Origin of the sequence: Zoogloea dura (assembly GCF_012927165.1) — a bacterium.
Taxonomy (GTDB): Bacteria; Pseudomonadota; Gammaproteobacteria; order Burkholderiales; family Rhodocyclaceae; genus Zoogloea; species Zoogloea dura.
Genome location: NZ_JABBGA010000046.1, coordinates 1 through 15,892, shown reverse-complemented (window position 1 = coordinate 15,892; position 15,892 = coordinate 1). Strand labels below are relative to the sequence as shown.

Below are 15,892 nucleotides of genomic sequence, written 5' to 3'. Positions count from 1 at the left end.
TCCATCTGCGCAGCACCGGTAATCATGTTCTTCACGTAGTCGGCGTGACCCGGACAGTCCACGTGAGCGTAGTGACGACCTTCGGTTTCGTACTCGACGTGAGCGGTGTTGATGGTGATACCACGAGCCTTCTCTTCCGGCGCCGCGTCGATCTGGTCGTAGGCCTTCGCCTCGCCGCCAAACTTGCGCGACAGCACGGTGGTGATCGCAGCCGTCAGGGTGGTCTTGCCGTGGTCAACGTGACCAATCGTGCCAACGTTTACGTGCGGCTTTTTCCGCTCGAACTTTTCCTTAGCCATTCTATTACCTCAAGAGTATCGATTATTTCTTGTTGATCACGGCCTCGGCGACGCTCTTGGGCGCTTCCGAGTAGTGCTTGAATTCCATGGAGTAGGTCGCACGACCCTGGGTCAGGGAGCGCAGCTGGGTAGCGTAACCGAACATCTCGGCCAGCGGAACCTCAGCACGAACTTCCTTCATGCCGCCAGGGATGTCATCCATCCCCTGAACGATACCGCGACGGGACGAAAGGTCACCCATCACGTTACCCATGTAGTCCTCCGGAGTCTCGACGACAACCGCCATCATCGGCTCGAGCAGAACCGGGCTGGCCTTGCGCATGGCGTCCTTGAAGGCCATGGAAGCCGCCATCTTGAAGGCGTTTTCGTTCGAGTCAACGTCGTGGTAGGAACCGTCGAACAGCGTGACCTTGACGTCAACCACCGGGAAGCCAGCCAGCACGCCGTTCGGCAGGGTTTCCTGCAGCCCCTTGTCCACCGCGGGGATGTATTCACGGGGAACCACGCCGCCCTTGATGGCATCGACGAACTCATAGCCCTTGCCGGTTTCGTTCGGCTCAAGCTTGATCCACACGTGACCGAACTGACCGCGACCACCGGACTGCTTGACAAACTTGCCTTCCTGTTCGACAGCCTTGCGGATCGCTTCACGGTAGGCAACCTGCGGAGCGCCGACGCCGGCTTCGACGTTGAATTCGCGCTTCATGCGATCAACGATGATTTCCAGGTGCAGCTCGCCCATACCAGAAATGATGGTCTGGCCGGACTCTTCATCAGTACGCACACGGAAGGACGGATCTTCTGCGGCCAGGCGACCCAGCGCGATGCCCATCTTTTCCTGGTCAGCCTTGGTCTTCGGCTCGACCGCAACGTGAATCACGGGCTCCGGGAAGACCATGCGTTCGAGAATGATCGGCGCATCCGGATCGGACAGGGTCTCACCGGTGGTCACGTCCTTGAGGCCCACGCACGCAGCGATGTCGCCAGCCAGAACTTCCTTGATCTCCTCACGCTCGTTGGCGTGCATCTGGAGAATACGACCGATACGCTCTTTCTTGCCCTTGATCGAGTTCAGCACGGTTGCGCCGGAGTTCAGCACGCCGGAGTAAACACGCACAAAGGTCAGCTGCCCCACGAACGGGTCGGTCATCAGCTTGAAAGCCAGCGCAGAGAACTTCTCGCTATCGGAGGCGTGACGGACAACCGGCTTGCCATCGTCATCCTCGCCCTGAACCGGGGGAATATCCACCGGGGACGGCAGGAATTCGATCACGGCGTCGAGCATGCGCTGCACGCCCTTGTTCTTGAACGCGGTACCGCACAGCATCGGCTGGATCTCGCAGGCGATGGTACGGGTACGCAGACCGAGCTTGATCTTCTCTTCGGACAGATCACCGTTCTCGAGGTACTCATTCATGAGATCCTCGGAGGCCTCGGCGGCTGCCTCGACCATCTGCTCGCGCCAGCTCTGGGCCTCAGCCTGCAGCTCGGCGGGGATGTCCACGTAGTCGAACTTCATACCCTGGGAGGCTTCGTCCCAGATGATCGCCTTCATCTTGATCAGATCGACGACGCCGGCGAAGGTATCTTCAGCACCAATGGGGATCACGACAGGCACAGGACTCGCCTTCAGGCGGGTCTTCATCTGCTCGACGACCTTGAAGAAGTTGGCACCGGAACGGTCCATCTTGTTCACGAAGGCAAGGCGCGGAACCTTGTACTTGGTCGCCTGACGCCAGACGGTTTCAGACTGGGGCTGAACGCCACCCACCGCACAATAGACCATGCAGGCGCCGTCGAGCACACGCATGGAACGCTCCACCTCGATGGTGAAGTCCACGTGTCCCGGGGTGTCGATGATGTTGAAACGATGCTCGGGGAAGTTCATTTCCATGCCCTTCCAGAAGCAGGTGGTCGCAGCGGAGGTAATGGTGATACCCCGCTCCTGCTCCTGCTCCATCCAGTCCATGGTGGCTGCGCCATCGTGAACTTCACCGATCTTGTGGTTCACACCCGTGTAATAGAGGATGCGTTCCGTAGTGGTCGTCTTGCCGGCGTCGATGTGAGCAGAGATACCGATATTACGGTAGCGCTCGATCGGAGTCTTCCGTGCCACAGTGCTAACCTTGCCTTCCTGAGTTTTTGAGACCCCGCAAACCGGCGCCCCGTACTTATGCTTTACAAATAAATCGAGCCCCTTTCAGGGCCCGACTTGGATTCGCCTTGAAAATCAGAAGCGATAGTGCGAGAACGCCTTGTTGGCTTCAGCCATGCGGTGCACTTCTTCACGCTTCTTCATCGCAGCGCCACGACCTTCAGCAGCCTCCAGCAGCTCGCCAGCCAGGCGCTGGGCCATGGACTTCTCGGAGCGCTTGCGGGCAGCCTCACGCAACCAGCGCATGGACAGGGCCATACGACGCGCCGGGCGGACTTCAACGGGCACCTGGTAGTTGGCACCACCAACACGGCGGCTCTTCACTTCAACAACCGGACGAACGTTGCTCAGGGCAGCGGCGAACACCTCGAGGGGGTCCTTACCGGCAGCCTTGGAAACGATTGCATCAAAGGCGCCATAGACGATGCGCTCGGCAACAGACTTCTTGCCGCTCTGCATGATGGCGTTGATGAACTTGGACACATCCTGGGAACCGAACTTCGGATCCGGCAGGACTTCACGCTTGGGTACGTCACGACGACGGGGCATGTTTGATTCTCGCTATTCTTAGGTTGCCGACAATTAGGACTTCTTCGGGCGCTTGGCACCGTACTTCGAGCGGGACTGCTTACGATCCTTGACGCCTTGCAGGTCAAGGGAGCCGCGCACGATGTGGTAACGCACACCAGGCAAGTCCTTTACCCGGCCACCGCGAATCAGGACAACGGAGTGCTCCTGCAGGTTGTGACCTTCACCACCGATGTAGGAAATCACTTCGAAACCGTTGGTCAGACGAACCTTGGCCACTTTACGCAGCGCGGAGTTCGGCTTCTTCGGAGTCGTGGTGTAAACACGGGTGCACACGCCCCGCTTTTGCGGGCATGCCTCGAGCGCGGGTACCTTGCTCTTGGAAACGGGCGCCTGCCGGCCCTTACGAACGAGTTGATTAATTGTTGGCATAGCTAAGAATTTCCCAAAACACCGAGGCAGCCCGCTTGGACCGCCTCGGATGGTTATTCCGGCTGCGACTGACTACGATTGGCCAGTCCGCAAAAAGAGGCCGGAGTATATCTTCCTCGTCAAGCGTTCGTCAACCCGCCTGCTGAGCGTTTTCAGTTTCCGTGGCATCGACCTGGGGAGCCCATGCATGGCCCTCACCAAGATCTTCGCCAACGGACTGGGCCTTCCGGTTGCGGTGGTAGGCCAGACCAGTACCCGCAGGGATCAGGCGACCAACGATCACGTTCTCCTTCAGGCCGCGGAGCTCGTCACGTTTGCCGAGAATCGCTGCTTCGGTAAGAACACGGGTGGTTTCCTGGAAGGACGCCGCGGAGATGAACGAGTCGGTGGACAAGGAGGCCTTGGTGATACCCAACAACAGGAAGTTGTAGTTGGCGGGCAGCTTGCCCTCGGCGACGACCTTGTCGTTCTCGTCCAGCACTTCGGCGCGCTCGACCTGCTCCTCACGGATGAAGCCGGTATCACCCGGATCGGTGATGACCACGCGACGCAGCATCTGGCGGACGATCACCTCGATGTGCTTATCGTTGATCTTCACGCCCTGCAGTCGATACACGTCCTGCACTTCGTCAATGATGTAGCGGGCCAGTGCCTCGACGCCCTGCAGACGCAGGATGTCGTGGGGATCGGCAGGACCATCGACAATCAGTTCGCCCTTATTGACGACCTGGCCATCGTGGACCATCACGTGCTTGTCCTTGGGAATCAGGAACTCATGGACCGCGCCATCCGGCTCGGTGATCACGAGACGCTGCTTGCCCTTGGTGTCCTTGCCGAAGGACACGGTACCGGTCACTTCGGCCAGAACACCGGCATCCTTCGGAGCACGGGCTTCGAACAGTTCCGCCACACGCGGCAGACCGCCGGTAATGTCGCGGGTCTTTGCGGATTCCTGCGGGATACGTGCAAGCACGTCACCCACCGAAACCTGCTGTCCGTCCTTCACGGTGATCAGCGAGCCGACCTGGAAGGTGATGGACACGGCGTGCTCGGTACCGGCGATGCGGACTTCCTCGCCGGTCTCGGACAGCAGCTTCACCTGCGGACGGACGCCCTTGGAGGTGGAGGCACCACGACGCTTCGCATCGATCACGACGAGGGTCGACAGACCCGTCACTTCGTCGATCTGCTTGGCGACGGTGACGCCCTCCTCCACGTTCTCGAACTTCACCACACCGGCGTACTCGGTGATGATCGGACGGGTGTGCGGATCCCAGGTGGCGAGCTGCGTGCCGGCCTTGATGGTGGCACCCTCATCCACGGACAGGGTCGCGCCGTAGGGGATCTTGTGACGTTCGCGCTCACGGCCCAATTCGTCGGTCACGACGATCTCGGCGGAACGGGAGATCACGATCTTCTCGGCCTTGGCGTTGGCCACGTAACGCATGTTCTGCGTAAAGCGGATCACACCGGCAGACTTCGCTTCCACCGAGCTGGCAGCAGCAGCCCGGGAGGCCGCACCGCCCACGTGGAAGGTACGCATGGTCAGCTGGGTACCCGGCTCACCGATCGACTGGGCTGCGATAACACCCACCGCCTCACCTGCGTTGACCAGGGAACCACGGCCAAGGTCGCGGCCATAGCACTTGGCACACAGGCCATAGCGGGTCTCGCAGGACAGCGGTGTCCGCACGCGGACTTCGTCGACGCCTTCGCTCTCGATCAGATCGACAGCATCCTCGTCGAGCAGGGTGCCCGCCTCGATGAGGGTCTCCTGGGTTTCCGGATGCACCAGATCATCGGTGGTGACGCGGCCGAGGATACGGTCGCGCAGCGGCTCGACGACTTCACCACCTTCGATCAAGGCCTTCATCGCGAAGCCGCTCTTGGTCCCGCAATCGTCCTCGATGACCACCAGATCCTGCGTCACGTCCACCAGACGACGGGTCAGGTAACCAGAGTTCGCGGTCTTCAACGCCGTATCCGCCAGGCCCTTACGGGCACCGTGGGTGGAGATGAAGTACTGCAGAACGTTCAGGCCTTCACGGAAGTTCGTGGTGATAGGCGTCTCGATGATCGAGCCGTCCGGCTTCGCCATCAGGCCTCGCATACCGGCAAGCTGACGGATCTGGGCGGCAGAACCCCGCGCGCCCGAGTCGGCCATCATGTAGATGGAGTTGAAGGACTCCTGCTTGACGGTGGCGCCGTGGCGATCAACGACGTCTTCCTGACCGAGCTGGTCCATCATCGCCTTGGCGACCTGGTCACCGGCACGGCCCCAGATATCGACGACCTTGTTGTAACGCTCACCATCGGTCACCAGACCGGAGGTGTATTGCTGCGCAATTTCCTTCACTTCCTGCTCGGCCGCGTAGATCAGCGGGTGCTTGGCTTCAGGCACCAGCATGTCCTTCACCGCAATGGAGATGCCGGCGCGGGTTGCCAGACCGAAACCGGCCTGCATCAGCTTGTCGGCGAACACCACGGTGGCCTTCAGGCCGCAGCGACGGAAAGAGGAGTTGATCAGCTTGGAGATCTCCTTCTTCTTCATCGGCTTCTGCAGCACGCTGAAGGGAAGGCCCGCAGGCAGGATCTCCGAGAGGATCGCACGGCCGACGGTGGTCTCGTGGCGGGTGATCTTCTCGATCGTCTCGCCTTCGGGGCCGAGGTCGAACTCCTTCAGACGCACGATCACCTTGGCGTGCAGGGACACCTGACCGCTCTCGTAAGCGCGCTTGACCTCGCCCACGTCGGCGAAGGCCATGCCTTCGCCCTTGGCGTTCACGCCCATCCGGGTCGCGTAGTACAGGCCCAGCACGATATCCTGGGACGGCACGATGATCGGCTCGCCGTTGGCCGGCGAAAGCACGTTGTTGGAGGCCAGCATCAGGGTGCGGGCTTCCATCTGCGCCTCGAGGGAGAGGGGCACGTGGACGGCCATCTGGTCACCGTCGAAGTCGGCGTTGAAGGCCACGCAGACCAGCGGGTGCAGCTGGATCGCCTTGCCTTCGATGAGGACCGGCTCGAAAGCCTGGATACCCAGGCGGTGCAGGGTCGGCGCACGGTTCAGCATCACCGGATGCTCGCGGATCACCTCTTCGAGGATGTCCCACACCACCGGCTCCTGACCTTCCACCATCTTCTTGGCCTGCTTGATGGTGGTCGCAAGACCCATCAGCTCGAGCTTGTTGAAGATGAAGGGCTTGAACAGTTCCAGCGCCATCAGCTTGGGCAGACCGCACTGGTGCAGCTTGAGCTGCGGGCCCACGGTGATCACGGAACGGCCGGAGTAGTCGACCCGCTTACCCAGCAGGTTCTGACGGAAACGGCCGCCCTTGCCCTTGATCATGTCGGCCAGCGACTTGAGCGGACGCTTGTTGGCGCCGGTCATGGCCTTGCCGCGACGACCGTTGTCGAGCAGGGAGTCCACGGACTCCTGGAGCATCCGCTTTTCGTTGCGGACGATGATCTCCGGGGCCTTCAGCTCGAGCAGACGCTTGAGGCGGTTGTTCCGGTTGATCACCCGACGGTAGAGGTCGTTCAGGTCGGAGGTGGCGAAGCGGCCACCATCCAGCGGCACCAGCGGACGCAGGTCCGGCGGCAGCACGGGCAGCACTTCGAGGATCATCCAGTCCGGCTTGATGCCGGAGGCCTGGAAGGCCTCAAGCACCTTGAGGCGCTTGGAGATCTTCTTGATCTTCGCTTCGGAGCCGGTGGTTTCCAGTTCGGAGCGCAGCTTTTCGACTTCGTGCGGCAGATCCAGGCTGCGCAGCATCTCCCGGATACCTTCGGCGCCCATCAGGGCGATGAAGTCGTCACCGTACTCCTCGACCTTGGCCAGGTAGTCGTCTTCCGACAGGATCTGGGCACGGTTGAGCGGGGTCATGCCGGGATCGGTGACCACGTAGGCTTCGAAGTACAGCACGCGTTCGATGTCGCGCAGGGTCATGTCGAGGACCATGCCGAGACGGCTCGGCAGGCTCTTCAGGAACCAGATGTGGGCAACCACCGAGGCCAGCTCGATGTGCGCCATGCGCTCACGGCGAACCTTGGAAAGGGTCACCTCGACGCCACACTTTTCGCAGATCACGCCACGATGCTTGAGGCGTTTGTACTTACCGCACAGGCACTCGTAGTCCTTGACCGGCCCGAAAATCTTGGCGCAGAAGAGGCCATCACGTTCCGGCTTGAAGGTCCGGTAGTTGATGGTCTCGGGCTTTTTCACCTCGCCATAGGACCACGACCGGATCGTCTCGGGAGACGCCAGGCTGATGGTAATGGCGTCGAACTCTTCTTCGTTCGGCAGGCTTTGCTTGAACAGATCAGCGAGCAAACTTTTCATCAATCACTCCATCCAGGGTGAGCACACATCGTTCGAACCTCCCGCTCAGTAGCGGTCGAGGTCGATGTCGATGGCCAGAGAGCGAATTTCCTTGACCAGCACGTTGAAGGATTCCGGCATGCCGGCATCGATCTTGTGCTCGCCCTTGACGATGTTTTCGTACACCTTGGTCCGGCCGGTAACGTCATCCGACTTGACCGTGAGCATTTCCTGCAGGGTGTAGGCGGCACCGTAGGCTTCCAGCGCCCACACTTCCATTTCACCGAAACGCTGACCACCGAACTGCGCCTTGCCGCCCAGCGGCTGCTGGGTAACCAAGGAGTACGGACCGGTGGAACGGGCGTGCATCTTGTCATCGACAAGGTGGTGAAGCTTCAGCACGTGCTTGTAACCCACCGTCACCTGGCGCTCGAAGGGCTCGCCGGTACGACCGTCATACAGGGTGACCTGACCACCTGCCGGCAGACCGGCCAGTTCCAGCATGCCCTGGATCTCGGACTCCTTGGCGCCGTCGAACACCGGCGTTGCAAAGGGCACGCCCTTGCGCAGGTTCTGGGCCAGCTCGATCACTTCGACGTCGGTGAAGTCCTCGAGCTGCTCGGGCTTGCCACTACCGTTATAGATCTCGTCGAGGAAACCGCGCAGCTCGTCTGCACTGGCCTTCGCCCGGACCATCTTGTCGATCTTGTTGCCAAGACCCTTGGCGGCCCAGCCCAGGTGGGTTTCGAGCACCTGACCGATGTTCATCCGCGACGGAACGCCCAGAGGGTTAAGCACGATGTCCATCGGGGTGCCGTCTTCCATGTACGGCATGTCTTCGATCGGCACGATCTTGGAGACCACACCCTTGTTACCGTGACGGCCGGCCATCTTGTCGCCAGGCTGCAGGCGGCGCTTGACGGCTAGGTAGACCTTGACCATCTTCTGCACGCCCGGGGGCAACTCGTCGCCCTGGGTGAGCTTCTTCTTCTTCGCTTCGAAGGCCAGGTCGAAGTCCTTGCGGGTCTTCTCGAGGGCTTCGCGAACGGCTTCCATCTGTGCAGCCAGGCCTTCGTCGGCCATGCGCACGTCGAACCAGGTGTAGTGATCCAGACCGTCCAGGTATTCCTTGGTGATCGGAGCACCCTTGGCTAGACGCTTCGGGCCGCCGTTGGCCGGCTGGCCCATGATCATCCGCTCGATACGCTCGAAGGCGTCGCGCTCCACGATCCGCATCTGGTCGGCCAGGTCTGTCTTGAAGCCGCGCAGCATGTCGTCGATGATCGACTGGGCACGCTTGTCACGCTCGATGCCTTCACGGGTGAACACCTGCACGTCGATGACCACACCGTTCATGCCGGACGGCACGCGCAGCGAGGTGTCCTTAACGTCGGAGGCCTTCTCACCGAAGATCGCGCGGAGCAGCTTTTCCTCGGGGGTCAGCTGGGTCTCGCCCTTGGGCGTCACCTTGCCGACCAGCACGTCGCCGGCTTCGACTTCTGCACCGATGTACACGATGCCGGACTCGTCCAGGCGGGACAGCTGGGCTTCGCCCAGGGACGCGATGTCCCGGGTGATTTCCTCGGGTCCGAGCTTGGTATCGCGGGCGACCACCGTCAGCTCCTCGATGTGGATCGAGGTGAAACGGTCGTCACCGACCACGCGTTCGGAGATCAGGATCGAGTCTTCGAAGTTGTAGCCGTTCCAGGTCATGTAGGCGACCAGCATGTTCTGGCCGAGGGCCAGCTCGCCCATGTCGGTGGAGGCACCGTCGGCGATCACGTCGCCACGGGACACCCGGTCACCGACCTTCACGACCGGACGCTGGTTGATGTTGGTGTTCTGGTTGGAACGGGTGTACTTGATCAGGTTGTAGATGTCGACGCCCACTTCACCGGCAACGGTTTCGGCATCGTTCACCCGGATCACGATCCGGTTGGCATCCACGTAGTCCACCACGCCGCCGCGCAGGGCCTGCTCCGCAGTACCCGAGTCCACCGCCACGGTACGCTCGATGCCGGTACCGACGAAGGGCTTCTCGGGGCGCAGACACGGCACCGCCTGACGTTGCATGTTGGCGCCCATCAGCGCGCGGTTCGCATCGTCGTGCTCCAGGAACGGGATCAACGACGCAGCCACCGACACGATCTGACCCGGGGCGATGTCCATGTACTGGACGGTATCCGCGGTAGCCAGGGTGAATTCACCGCGGTTACGGCAGGACACCAGATCACCGGTGAGGCGACCCGTCTCATCCACTTCCGCGTTGGCCTGGGCGATCACGTACTGGCCTTCCTCGATGGCGGACAGGAAGTCGATCTGCTCGGTCACGGCACCATCGGTCACCTTGCGGTACGGGGTCTCGAGGAAACCGTACTGGTTGGTGCGGGCAAACAGCGCCAGGGAGTTGATCAGGCCGATGTTCGGACCTTCCGGCGTCTCGATCGGGCACACGCGGCCGTAGTGGGTCGGATGCACGTCGCGGACTTCAAAGCCGGCACGCTCGCGGGTCAGACCGCCCGGGCCAAGGGCCGAAACACGGCGCTTGTGGGTGATCTCGGCCAGCGGGTTGGTCTGGTCCATGAACTGCGACAGCTGGCTGGAACCGAAGAACTCCTTGATCGCAGCGCTGATCGGCTTGGCGTTGATCAGGTCGTGCGGCATCAGGTTGTCGCTCTCGGCCTGGCCGAGGCGCTCCTTGACGGCACGCTCGACACGCACCAGACCGGCACGGAACTGGTTTTCGGCCAGCTCGCCGACGGAACGCACGCGACGGTTGCCGAGGTGATCGATGTCGTCGATCTCGCCACGGCCGTTACGCAGTTCGACCAGCACGCCAACCACGGCGAGCACGTCTTCGTTGGACAGGGTGCCAGCACCTTCGCCGCCCTTCGGGCCTACGCGCTCGTAGAAACGCTTCTGCCAGTCGGGCGCCTTGTCGTCCAGCTTCTCGGGATAGGCCCGGCGGTTGAACTTCATGCGGCCGACGACCGACAGGTCGTAACGCTCGGGCAGGTAGAAGAGCCCCTGGAAGAGCGCCTCGACGGCGTCTTCCGTGGGGGGCTCGCCCGGACGCATCATGCGGTAGATCGCCACGCGGGCGGCCCACTGGTCGGCGGTTTCGTCGACGCGGAGGGTCTGCGAAATATGCGGACCACGATCGAGGTCGTTCAGGTACAGGGTACGCACGTCGGTCACACCGGCGTCGCGGAACTTGTCCAGCACGTCTTCGGTAATCTCGTCGTTGGCGCGGGCGATCAGCTCGCCATCCGGGCTCACCACGTTGTTGGAGAGCACGCGGCCGAGCAGGAACTCGTCACCCACTTCGACCATCTCGATACCGGCGGTGGCCAGTTCGCGGATGTGCTTGGCGGTGATGCGCTTGTCCTTGGTCACGATGACCTTGCCGTTGGCGTCGACGACGTCGAACTTGGCCATCTCGCCGCGCAGGCGATCAGGCACCAGGGCGTAACGGGCACCGTCCTCGAAGAGCGTGAAGTTCTCGAAGTCGTGGAAGGTCGTGAGGATCTCTTCCGGCGTCATGCCGATGGCCTTCAGCAGGATGGTCACCGGCATCTTGCGACGACGGTCCACGCGGAAGTAGAGGTAATCCTTCGGATCGAACTCGAAGTCGAGCCAAGAGCCGCGGTAGGGGATGATCCGCGCCGAGAACAGCAGCTTGCCGGAAGAGTGGGTCTTGCCGCGGTCGTGCTCGAAGAACACGCCAGGAGAACGGTGCAGCTGGGACACGATGACCCGCTCCGTACCATTCACCACAAAGGAGCCGTTGTTGGTCATGAGCGGAATCTCGCCCATGTACACTTCCTGCTCCTTGACTTCCTTGATCGTTTCCTTGGCCGCTTCCTTGTCCAGGATCACCAGACGGACGCGAGCGCGCAGCGGGGAGGCAAAGGTCAGGCCGCGCTGCTGGCATTCCTTCACATCAAAGGCCGGCTCACCGAGATTGAACTGCACGAATTCCAGCCGGGCGTTGCCGCTGTGGCTGGAAATCGGAAAAATTGAATTGAAGGCAGCCTGAAGCCCTTGATTGGCCCGCGCTGAAGGCAGAGTATCTGCCTGCAGGAAGGACGCATAGGATTCAAGCTGAGTGGCCAGCAGATAAGGCACATTCTGTGCAGTTGCGCGCTTGGCGAAACTTTTACGAATGCGCTTTTTCTCGGTGTAGGAGTACGCCATAGATGCTCCGGGTCTGAGAAGTCGGACGTCAGAAGACAAAAGACAGCATTTCGGACACTTGATTCAACGCAAAACGCGCTTTAATCTGCATCGAACGCTCTTTTTTGCCGACTGGAGCCCGCCAGGTGTGGCATGGGAAAACAGAAAGCGCAAAAGGGCCGATGCCAAAATGGCATCAGCCCTCCGCACGAGGACGAAATTACTTGATTTCGACCTTCGCGCCAGCGTCTTCCAGCTGCTTCTTCAGTGCTTCAGCGTCAGCCTTGGCAATGCCTTCCTTAACGGGCTTCGGAGCGCCATCGACCAGGTCCTTGGCTTCCTTCAGGCCCAGGCCGGTCACGGCGCGGACAACCTTAATCACTTCAACCTTCTTGTCGCCGGCGGCATTCAGCACGACGGTGAATTCGGTTTGCTCTTCAACAGCAGCGGCAGCAGCGCCGGCGCCAGGACCGGCCACAGCCAGGGAAGCGGCGGACACGCCGAACTTCTCTTCGAACGCCTTCACGAGGTCGTTCAGGTCCATAACAGTCATCGCGCCAACGGCTTCGAGGATGTCTTCTTTGGTAATTGCCATCTCAAAATACTCCAGATCTAATTTCGTATGAGTTGCCGGGAATCAACCTATCAGGCCGCCGCAGCTTCTTCTTCACGCTTCTTGGCGAGCGCAGCCAGCAGACCAGCAAAGCCGGAAACCGGCGCTTGCATGACACCCAGCAGTTTGGCCAGCAGTTCTTCGCGGCTCGGGATCGACGCCAGGGCTTGCACTTCACCCTTGTCGAGAACCTTGCCTGCGTAGGAACCAGCCTTCAGCACGAGCTTGTCGTTGGTCTTGGCGAAATCGGCCAGGACCTTTGCAGCGGCAACGGGGTCGGCGGAAATGCTGTAAATCAGCGGGCCGGTCATTTGGTCGGCCAGGCCGGCGAACGGAGTGTCCGCCACGGCGCGGCGAGCCAGGGTGTTCTTCAGCACTCGCAGATAAACGCCAGATTCACGGGCCTTGGCGCGCAGCACGGTGAGATGCCCCACCCCGATACCTGCGTACTCAGCCACCACGATGGTCTGGGCGTTCGCTACTTGAGCCGACACCTCGGCCACTACGGCCTTTTTGTCGTCGAGATTCAGACTCAAAGTCTTTCCTCCTATCAAGTCAACACGCGATGAAGGAACTCATCGCACCTACGGCGACCTGGATCAGGAGCTGCTCCCCCGTCGGAAACGGGAGACGAAAATCCTGTTCTGGGACACCGTCTACGCAGGCTGTCGATGATTAAGCGGGAGAGCGAACTCCACCCGCGCCTGCGGTCTTTGACGATCCGCCCGCCCCTGAGGACGGACGGCCCAAAGTTCTGTTACTGCTGAGCGGTCACGGTGGCGGGTTCCACGCGGACACCGGCGCCCATGGTGGACGACACGGCAACCTTGCGCAGATACACGCCCTTGGACGCGGCAGGCTTGGCCTTCACCAGCGCGTCGATCAGCGCATTCACGTTCTGCTGCAGCGCTTCGACGGTGAAGGAGGCACGACCCACGGTGGCGTGGATCAGGCCGGCCTTGTCGGTACGGTACTGAACCTGACCGGCCTTGGCGTTCTTGACCGCAGTGGTCACGTCCATGGTCACGGTGCCAACCTTCGGGTTCGGCATCAGGCCACGCGGGCCGAGGATCTGACCCAGGGCACCCACGACGCGCATGGCATCGGGAGTGGCAATACACAGATCGAAGTCGATGGTGCCGCCCTTGACCTGCTCGGCCAGGTCGTCAAAACCGACAACATCGGCGCCAGCAGCGCGAGCGGCTTCAGCCTTGTCGCCCTGGGCAAACACGGCCACGCGGACGCTCTTGCCGGTACCGGCAGGCAGCACGACGGAGCCACGCACCAGCTGGTCGGACTTCTTGGCATCAACGCCGAGGTTCACGGCGATATCGACAGACTCGTCGAACTTGGCGGTGGCGTTTTCCTTCACCATCGACAGGGCGTCGGTCAGCGGGTAGGTCTTGTTGCGATCAACCTTGGCACGCAGGGCCTGAACGCGCTTGGACAGTTTTGCCATGTTAGAGGCCCTCCACGGTGATGCCCATGCTGCGAGCGGAGCCAGCGATGGTACGGATAGCGGCTTCGACGTCGGCAGCGGTGAGATCCTTGACCTTGACCTTGGCGATTTCTTCGCACTGGGCCTTGGTGATGGTGCCAACCTTGTCGGTATGGGGCTTCGGCGAACCCTTCTGGATGCCGGCGGCCTTCTTGATCAGGATGGTGGCCGGGGGAGACTTCATCACGAAGGTGAAGCTCTTGTCGGCGAACGCGGTGATCACCACGGGGATCGGCAGGCCGGGCTCAACACCTTGGGTCTGCGCGTTGAACGCCTTGCAGAACTCCATGATGTTGAGGCCGCGCTGACCGAGGGCGGGACCAATGGGGGGGCTGGGGTTGGCTTTGCCTGCAGGAACCTGCAGCTTGATGTAGCCAATGATCTTCTTTGCCATGAGGCAACTCCTTCTTGAGTATTAGCGCACGGCGAATGCCGCGCTCCTCTAGCCCTTGCGGGCGCAAAACGGGGCGCCCCCGGGGAGGCGCCCCACGTGGGTCAGGTCTTTTCGACCTGACCGAAATCCAGTTCAACCGGAGTAGCGCGACCAAAGATGGTCACGGACACACGGATCTTGCTCTTTTCATAGTTCACGTCCTCGACGGAACCATTGAAGTCGGTAAACGGACCTTCCTTGACCCGGACCATCTCACCCACCTCGAACAGCACCTTGGGACGGGGCTTGTCGACCCCTTCCTGCATCTGCTGCATGATCTTCTCGACTTCCTTTTCGGAGATCGGAGTCGGCTTGTTGGCCGTACCGCCCACAAAGCCGGTGACCTTCGGCGTGGACTTGATCAGGTGCCAGCTGTCGTCGTTCATCTCCATTTCCACCAGCACATAGCCGGGGAAGAACTTGCGTTCGGAAATGCTCTTCTGGCCGTTCTTCATTTCAACCACTTCCTCGACGGGAACGAGGATCTGACCAAAGAAATCCTGCATGCCGGCGCGAGTAATGCGCTCGACGAGTGCGCGCTGCACCGACTTCTCAAAGCCGGAGTAGGCGTGTACCACGTACCAACGCTTGCTCATGATTTTTTCCAGCCCAGAATCAGGTCATAAAGCGCCCATTCGAGCGTCTTGTCCGTAACCCACAGAAAAACAGCCATGATGACCACGAAGGCAAAAACGATTCCGGTGGTCTGGAAAGTTTCCTTGCGTGACGGCCAGACTACTTTCTTGGTTTCAGCTACGGTTTCCTTGGCAAAAATGCCAAAGCGCTGACCAGGCTCGGTTTTCCAGGCCACAGAAGCGCAAAGGCCAATACCTGCGAGAACGGACAGCACACGAAGCACCATCGCCTGCTCGGAAAGCAGATAGAAGCCCACAACGCCGGCCACCAGTAGAACCAGTGCCAGCGCGAACTTGATTTTGTCGGCCATTGGAACGAAAGTCCGATTGAAACTATGGCAGGGGCAGAGGGAATCGAACCCCCAACCTTCGGTTTTGGAGACCGACGCTCTGCCAGTTGAGCTATACCCCTGCAGCAGAGACTACGAGACGCCCCGCGGGGGCGAAGCGCCTCGAGCACAACGATCGAGTATTACTCGATAACCTTGGCCACCACGCCGGCGCCAACGGTACGGCCACCTTCGCGGATCGCGAAGCGCAGACCTTCTTCCATGGCGATCGGAGCAATCAGCTTCACCGTCATGGAGATGTTGTCGCCAGGCATCACCATCTCGGTGCCTTCCGGCAGGGAGATGGAGCCGGTCACGTCAGTCGTACGGAAGTAGAACTGCGGACGGTAGTTGTTGAAGAACGGGGTGTGACGGCCGCCCTCTTCCTTCGACAGCACATACACCTCACCAGTGAAGTGGGTGTGCGGCTTGATGGAACCCGGCTTGCACAGCACCTGACCACGCTCGACGTC

At 60.9% G+C, this 15,892-nt stretch carries 13 protein-coding genes and 1 tRNA gene; all 14 read right to left on the bottom strand.

The genetic code is table 11. The annotated features are described in order from the left end of the window. The coding region (locus HHL15_RS25225) for a GTP-binding protein (RefSeq protein ID WP_206198943.1) at positions 1-299 on the bottom strand (299 nt) is incomplete at its 3' end. 22 nt (positions 300-321) lie between these two features. Further along, entirely contained in the window at positions 322-2,415 is a 2,094-nt protein-coding gene (gene fusA / locus HHL15_RS25220) for an elongation factor G (protein WP_169148547.1), read from the bottom strand. A gap of 114 nt (positions 2,416-2,529) precedes the next feature. Then, positions 2,530-3,003: a 30S ribosomal protein S7 gene (gene rpsG / locus HHL15_RS25215; protein WP_169148546.1), complete on the bottom strand. Its 474-nt coding sequence runs from the start codon at positions 3,001-3,003 to the stop codon at positions 2,530-2,532. 33 nt (positions 3,004-3,036) lie between these two features. After that, positions 3,037-3,414, bottom strand: coding sequence for a 30S ribosomal protein S12 (gene rpsL / locus HHL15_RS25210; protein WP_079432645.1), 378 nt, complete (start codon positions 3,412-3,414; stop codon positions 3,037-3,039). 130 nt (positions 3,415-3,544) lie between these two features. Then, the gene (gene rpoC / locus HHL15_RS25205) at positions 3,545-7,756 is read right to left on the bottom strand and encodes a DNA-directed RNA polymerase subunit beta' (protein WP_169148545.1); all 4,212 of its coding nucleotides are present in this window, start codon (positions 7,754-7,756) and stop codon (positions 3,545-3,547) included. Positions 7,757-7,801: 45 nt separating this feature from the next. After that, a complete protein-coding gene (rpoB, locus tag HHL15_RS25200; protein WP_169148544.1) occupies positions 7,802-11,932 on the bottom strand; it encodes a DNA-directed RNA polymerase subunit beta in 4,131 nt (1,376 codons plus the stop codon). Between the two features lie 199 nt (positions 11,933-12,131). Further along, positions 12,132-12,506, bottom strand: a complete 375-nt coding sequence (gene rplL, locus HHL15_RS25195) for a 50S ribosomal protein L7/L12 (protein WP_169148543.1) — start codon at positions 12,504-12,506, stop codon at positions 12,132-12,134. 50 nt (positions 12,507-12,556) lie between these two features. Beyond that, positions 12,557-13,060 carry a 50S ribosomal protein L10 gene (gene rplJ, locus HHL15_RS25190; protein WP_169148542.1) on the bottom strand — a complete coding sequence of 168 codons (504 nt, stop codon included), beginning with the start codon at positions 13,058-13,060 and terminating at the stop codon, positions 12,557-12,559. 221 nt (positions 13,061-13,281) lie between these two features. Next, the gene (gene rplA / locus HHL15_RS25185; RefSeq protein ID WP_169148541.1) at positions 13,282-13,983 is read right to left on the bottom strand and encodes a 50S ribosomal protein L1; all 702 of its coding nucleotides are present in this window, start codon (positions 13,981-13,983) and stop codon (positions 13,282-13,284) included. A 1-nt stretch (position 13,984) separates the two neighbouring features. Then, complete coding sequence (gene rplK, locus HHL15_RS25180; RefSeq protein ID WP_169148540.1) at positions 13,985-14,416, bottom strand: 50S ribosomal protein L11; 432 nt, start codon at positions 14,414-14,416, stop codon at positions 13,985-13,987. 101 nt (positions 14,417-14,517) lie between these two features. Beyond that, positions 14,518-15,051: a transcription termination/antitermination protein NusG gene (gene nusG / locus HHL15_RS25175; RefSeq protein ID WP_169148539.1), complete on the bottom strand. Its 534-nt coding sequence runs from the start codon at positions 15,049-15,051 to the stop codon at positions 14,518-14,520. Continuing rightward, positions 15,048-15,401: a preprotein translocase subunit SecE gene (gene secE / locus HHL15_RS25170; RefSeq protein WP_169148538.1), complete on the bottom strand. Its 354-nt coding sequence runs from the start codon at positions 15,399-15,401 to the stop codon at positions 15,048-15,050. Before secE ends, nusG begins: the two co-directional genes overlap by 4 nt. 25 nt (positions 15,402-15,426) lie before the next feature. Continuing rightward, positions 15,427-15,502, bottom strand: a tRNA-Trp gene (locus HHL15_RS25165). Between the two features lie 60 nt (positions 15,503-15,562). After that, a partial coding sequence (locus HHL15_RS25160; protein ID WP_456243188.1) for an EF-Tu C-terminal domain-related protein occupies positions 15,563-15,892 on the bottom strand: 330 nt, incomplete at its 5' end.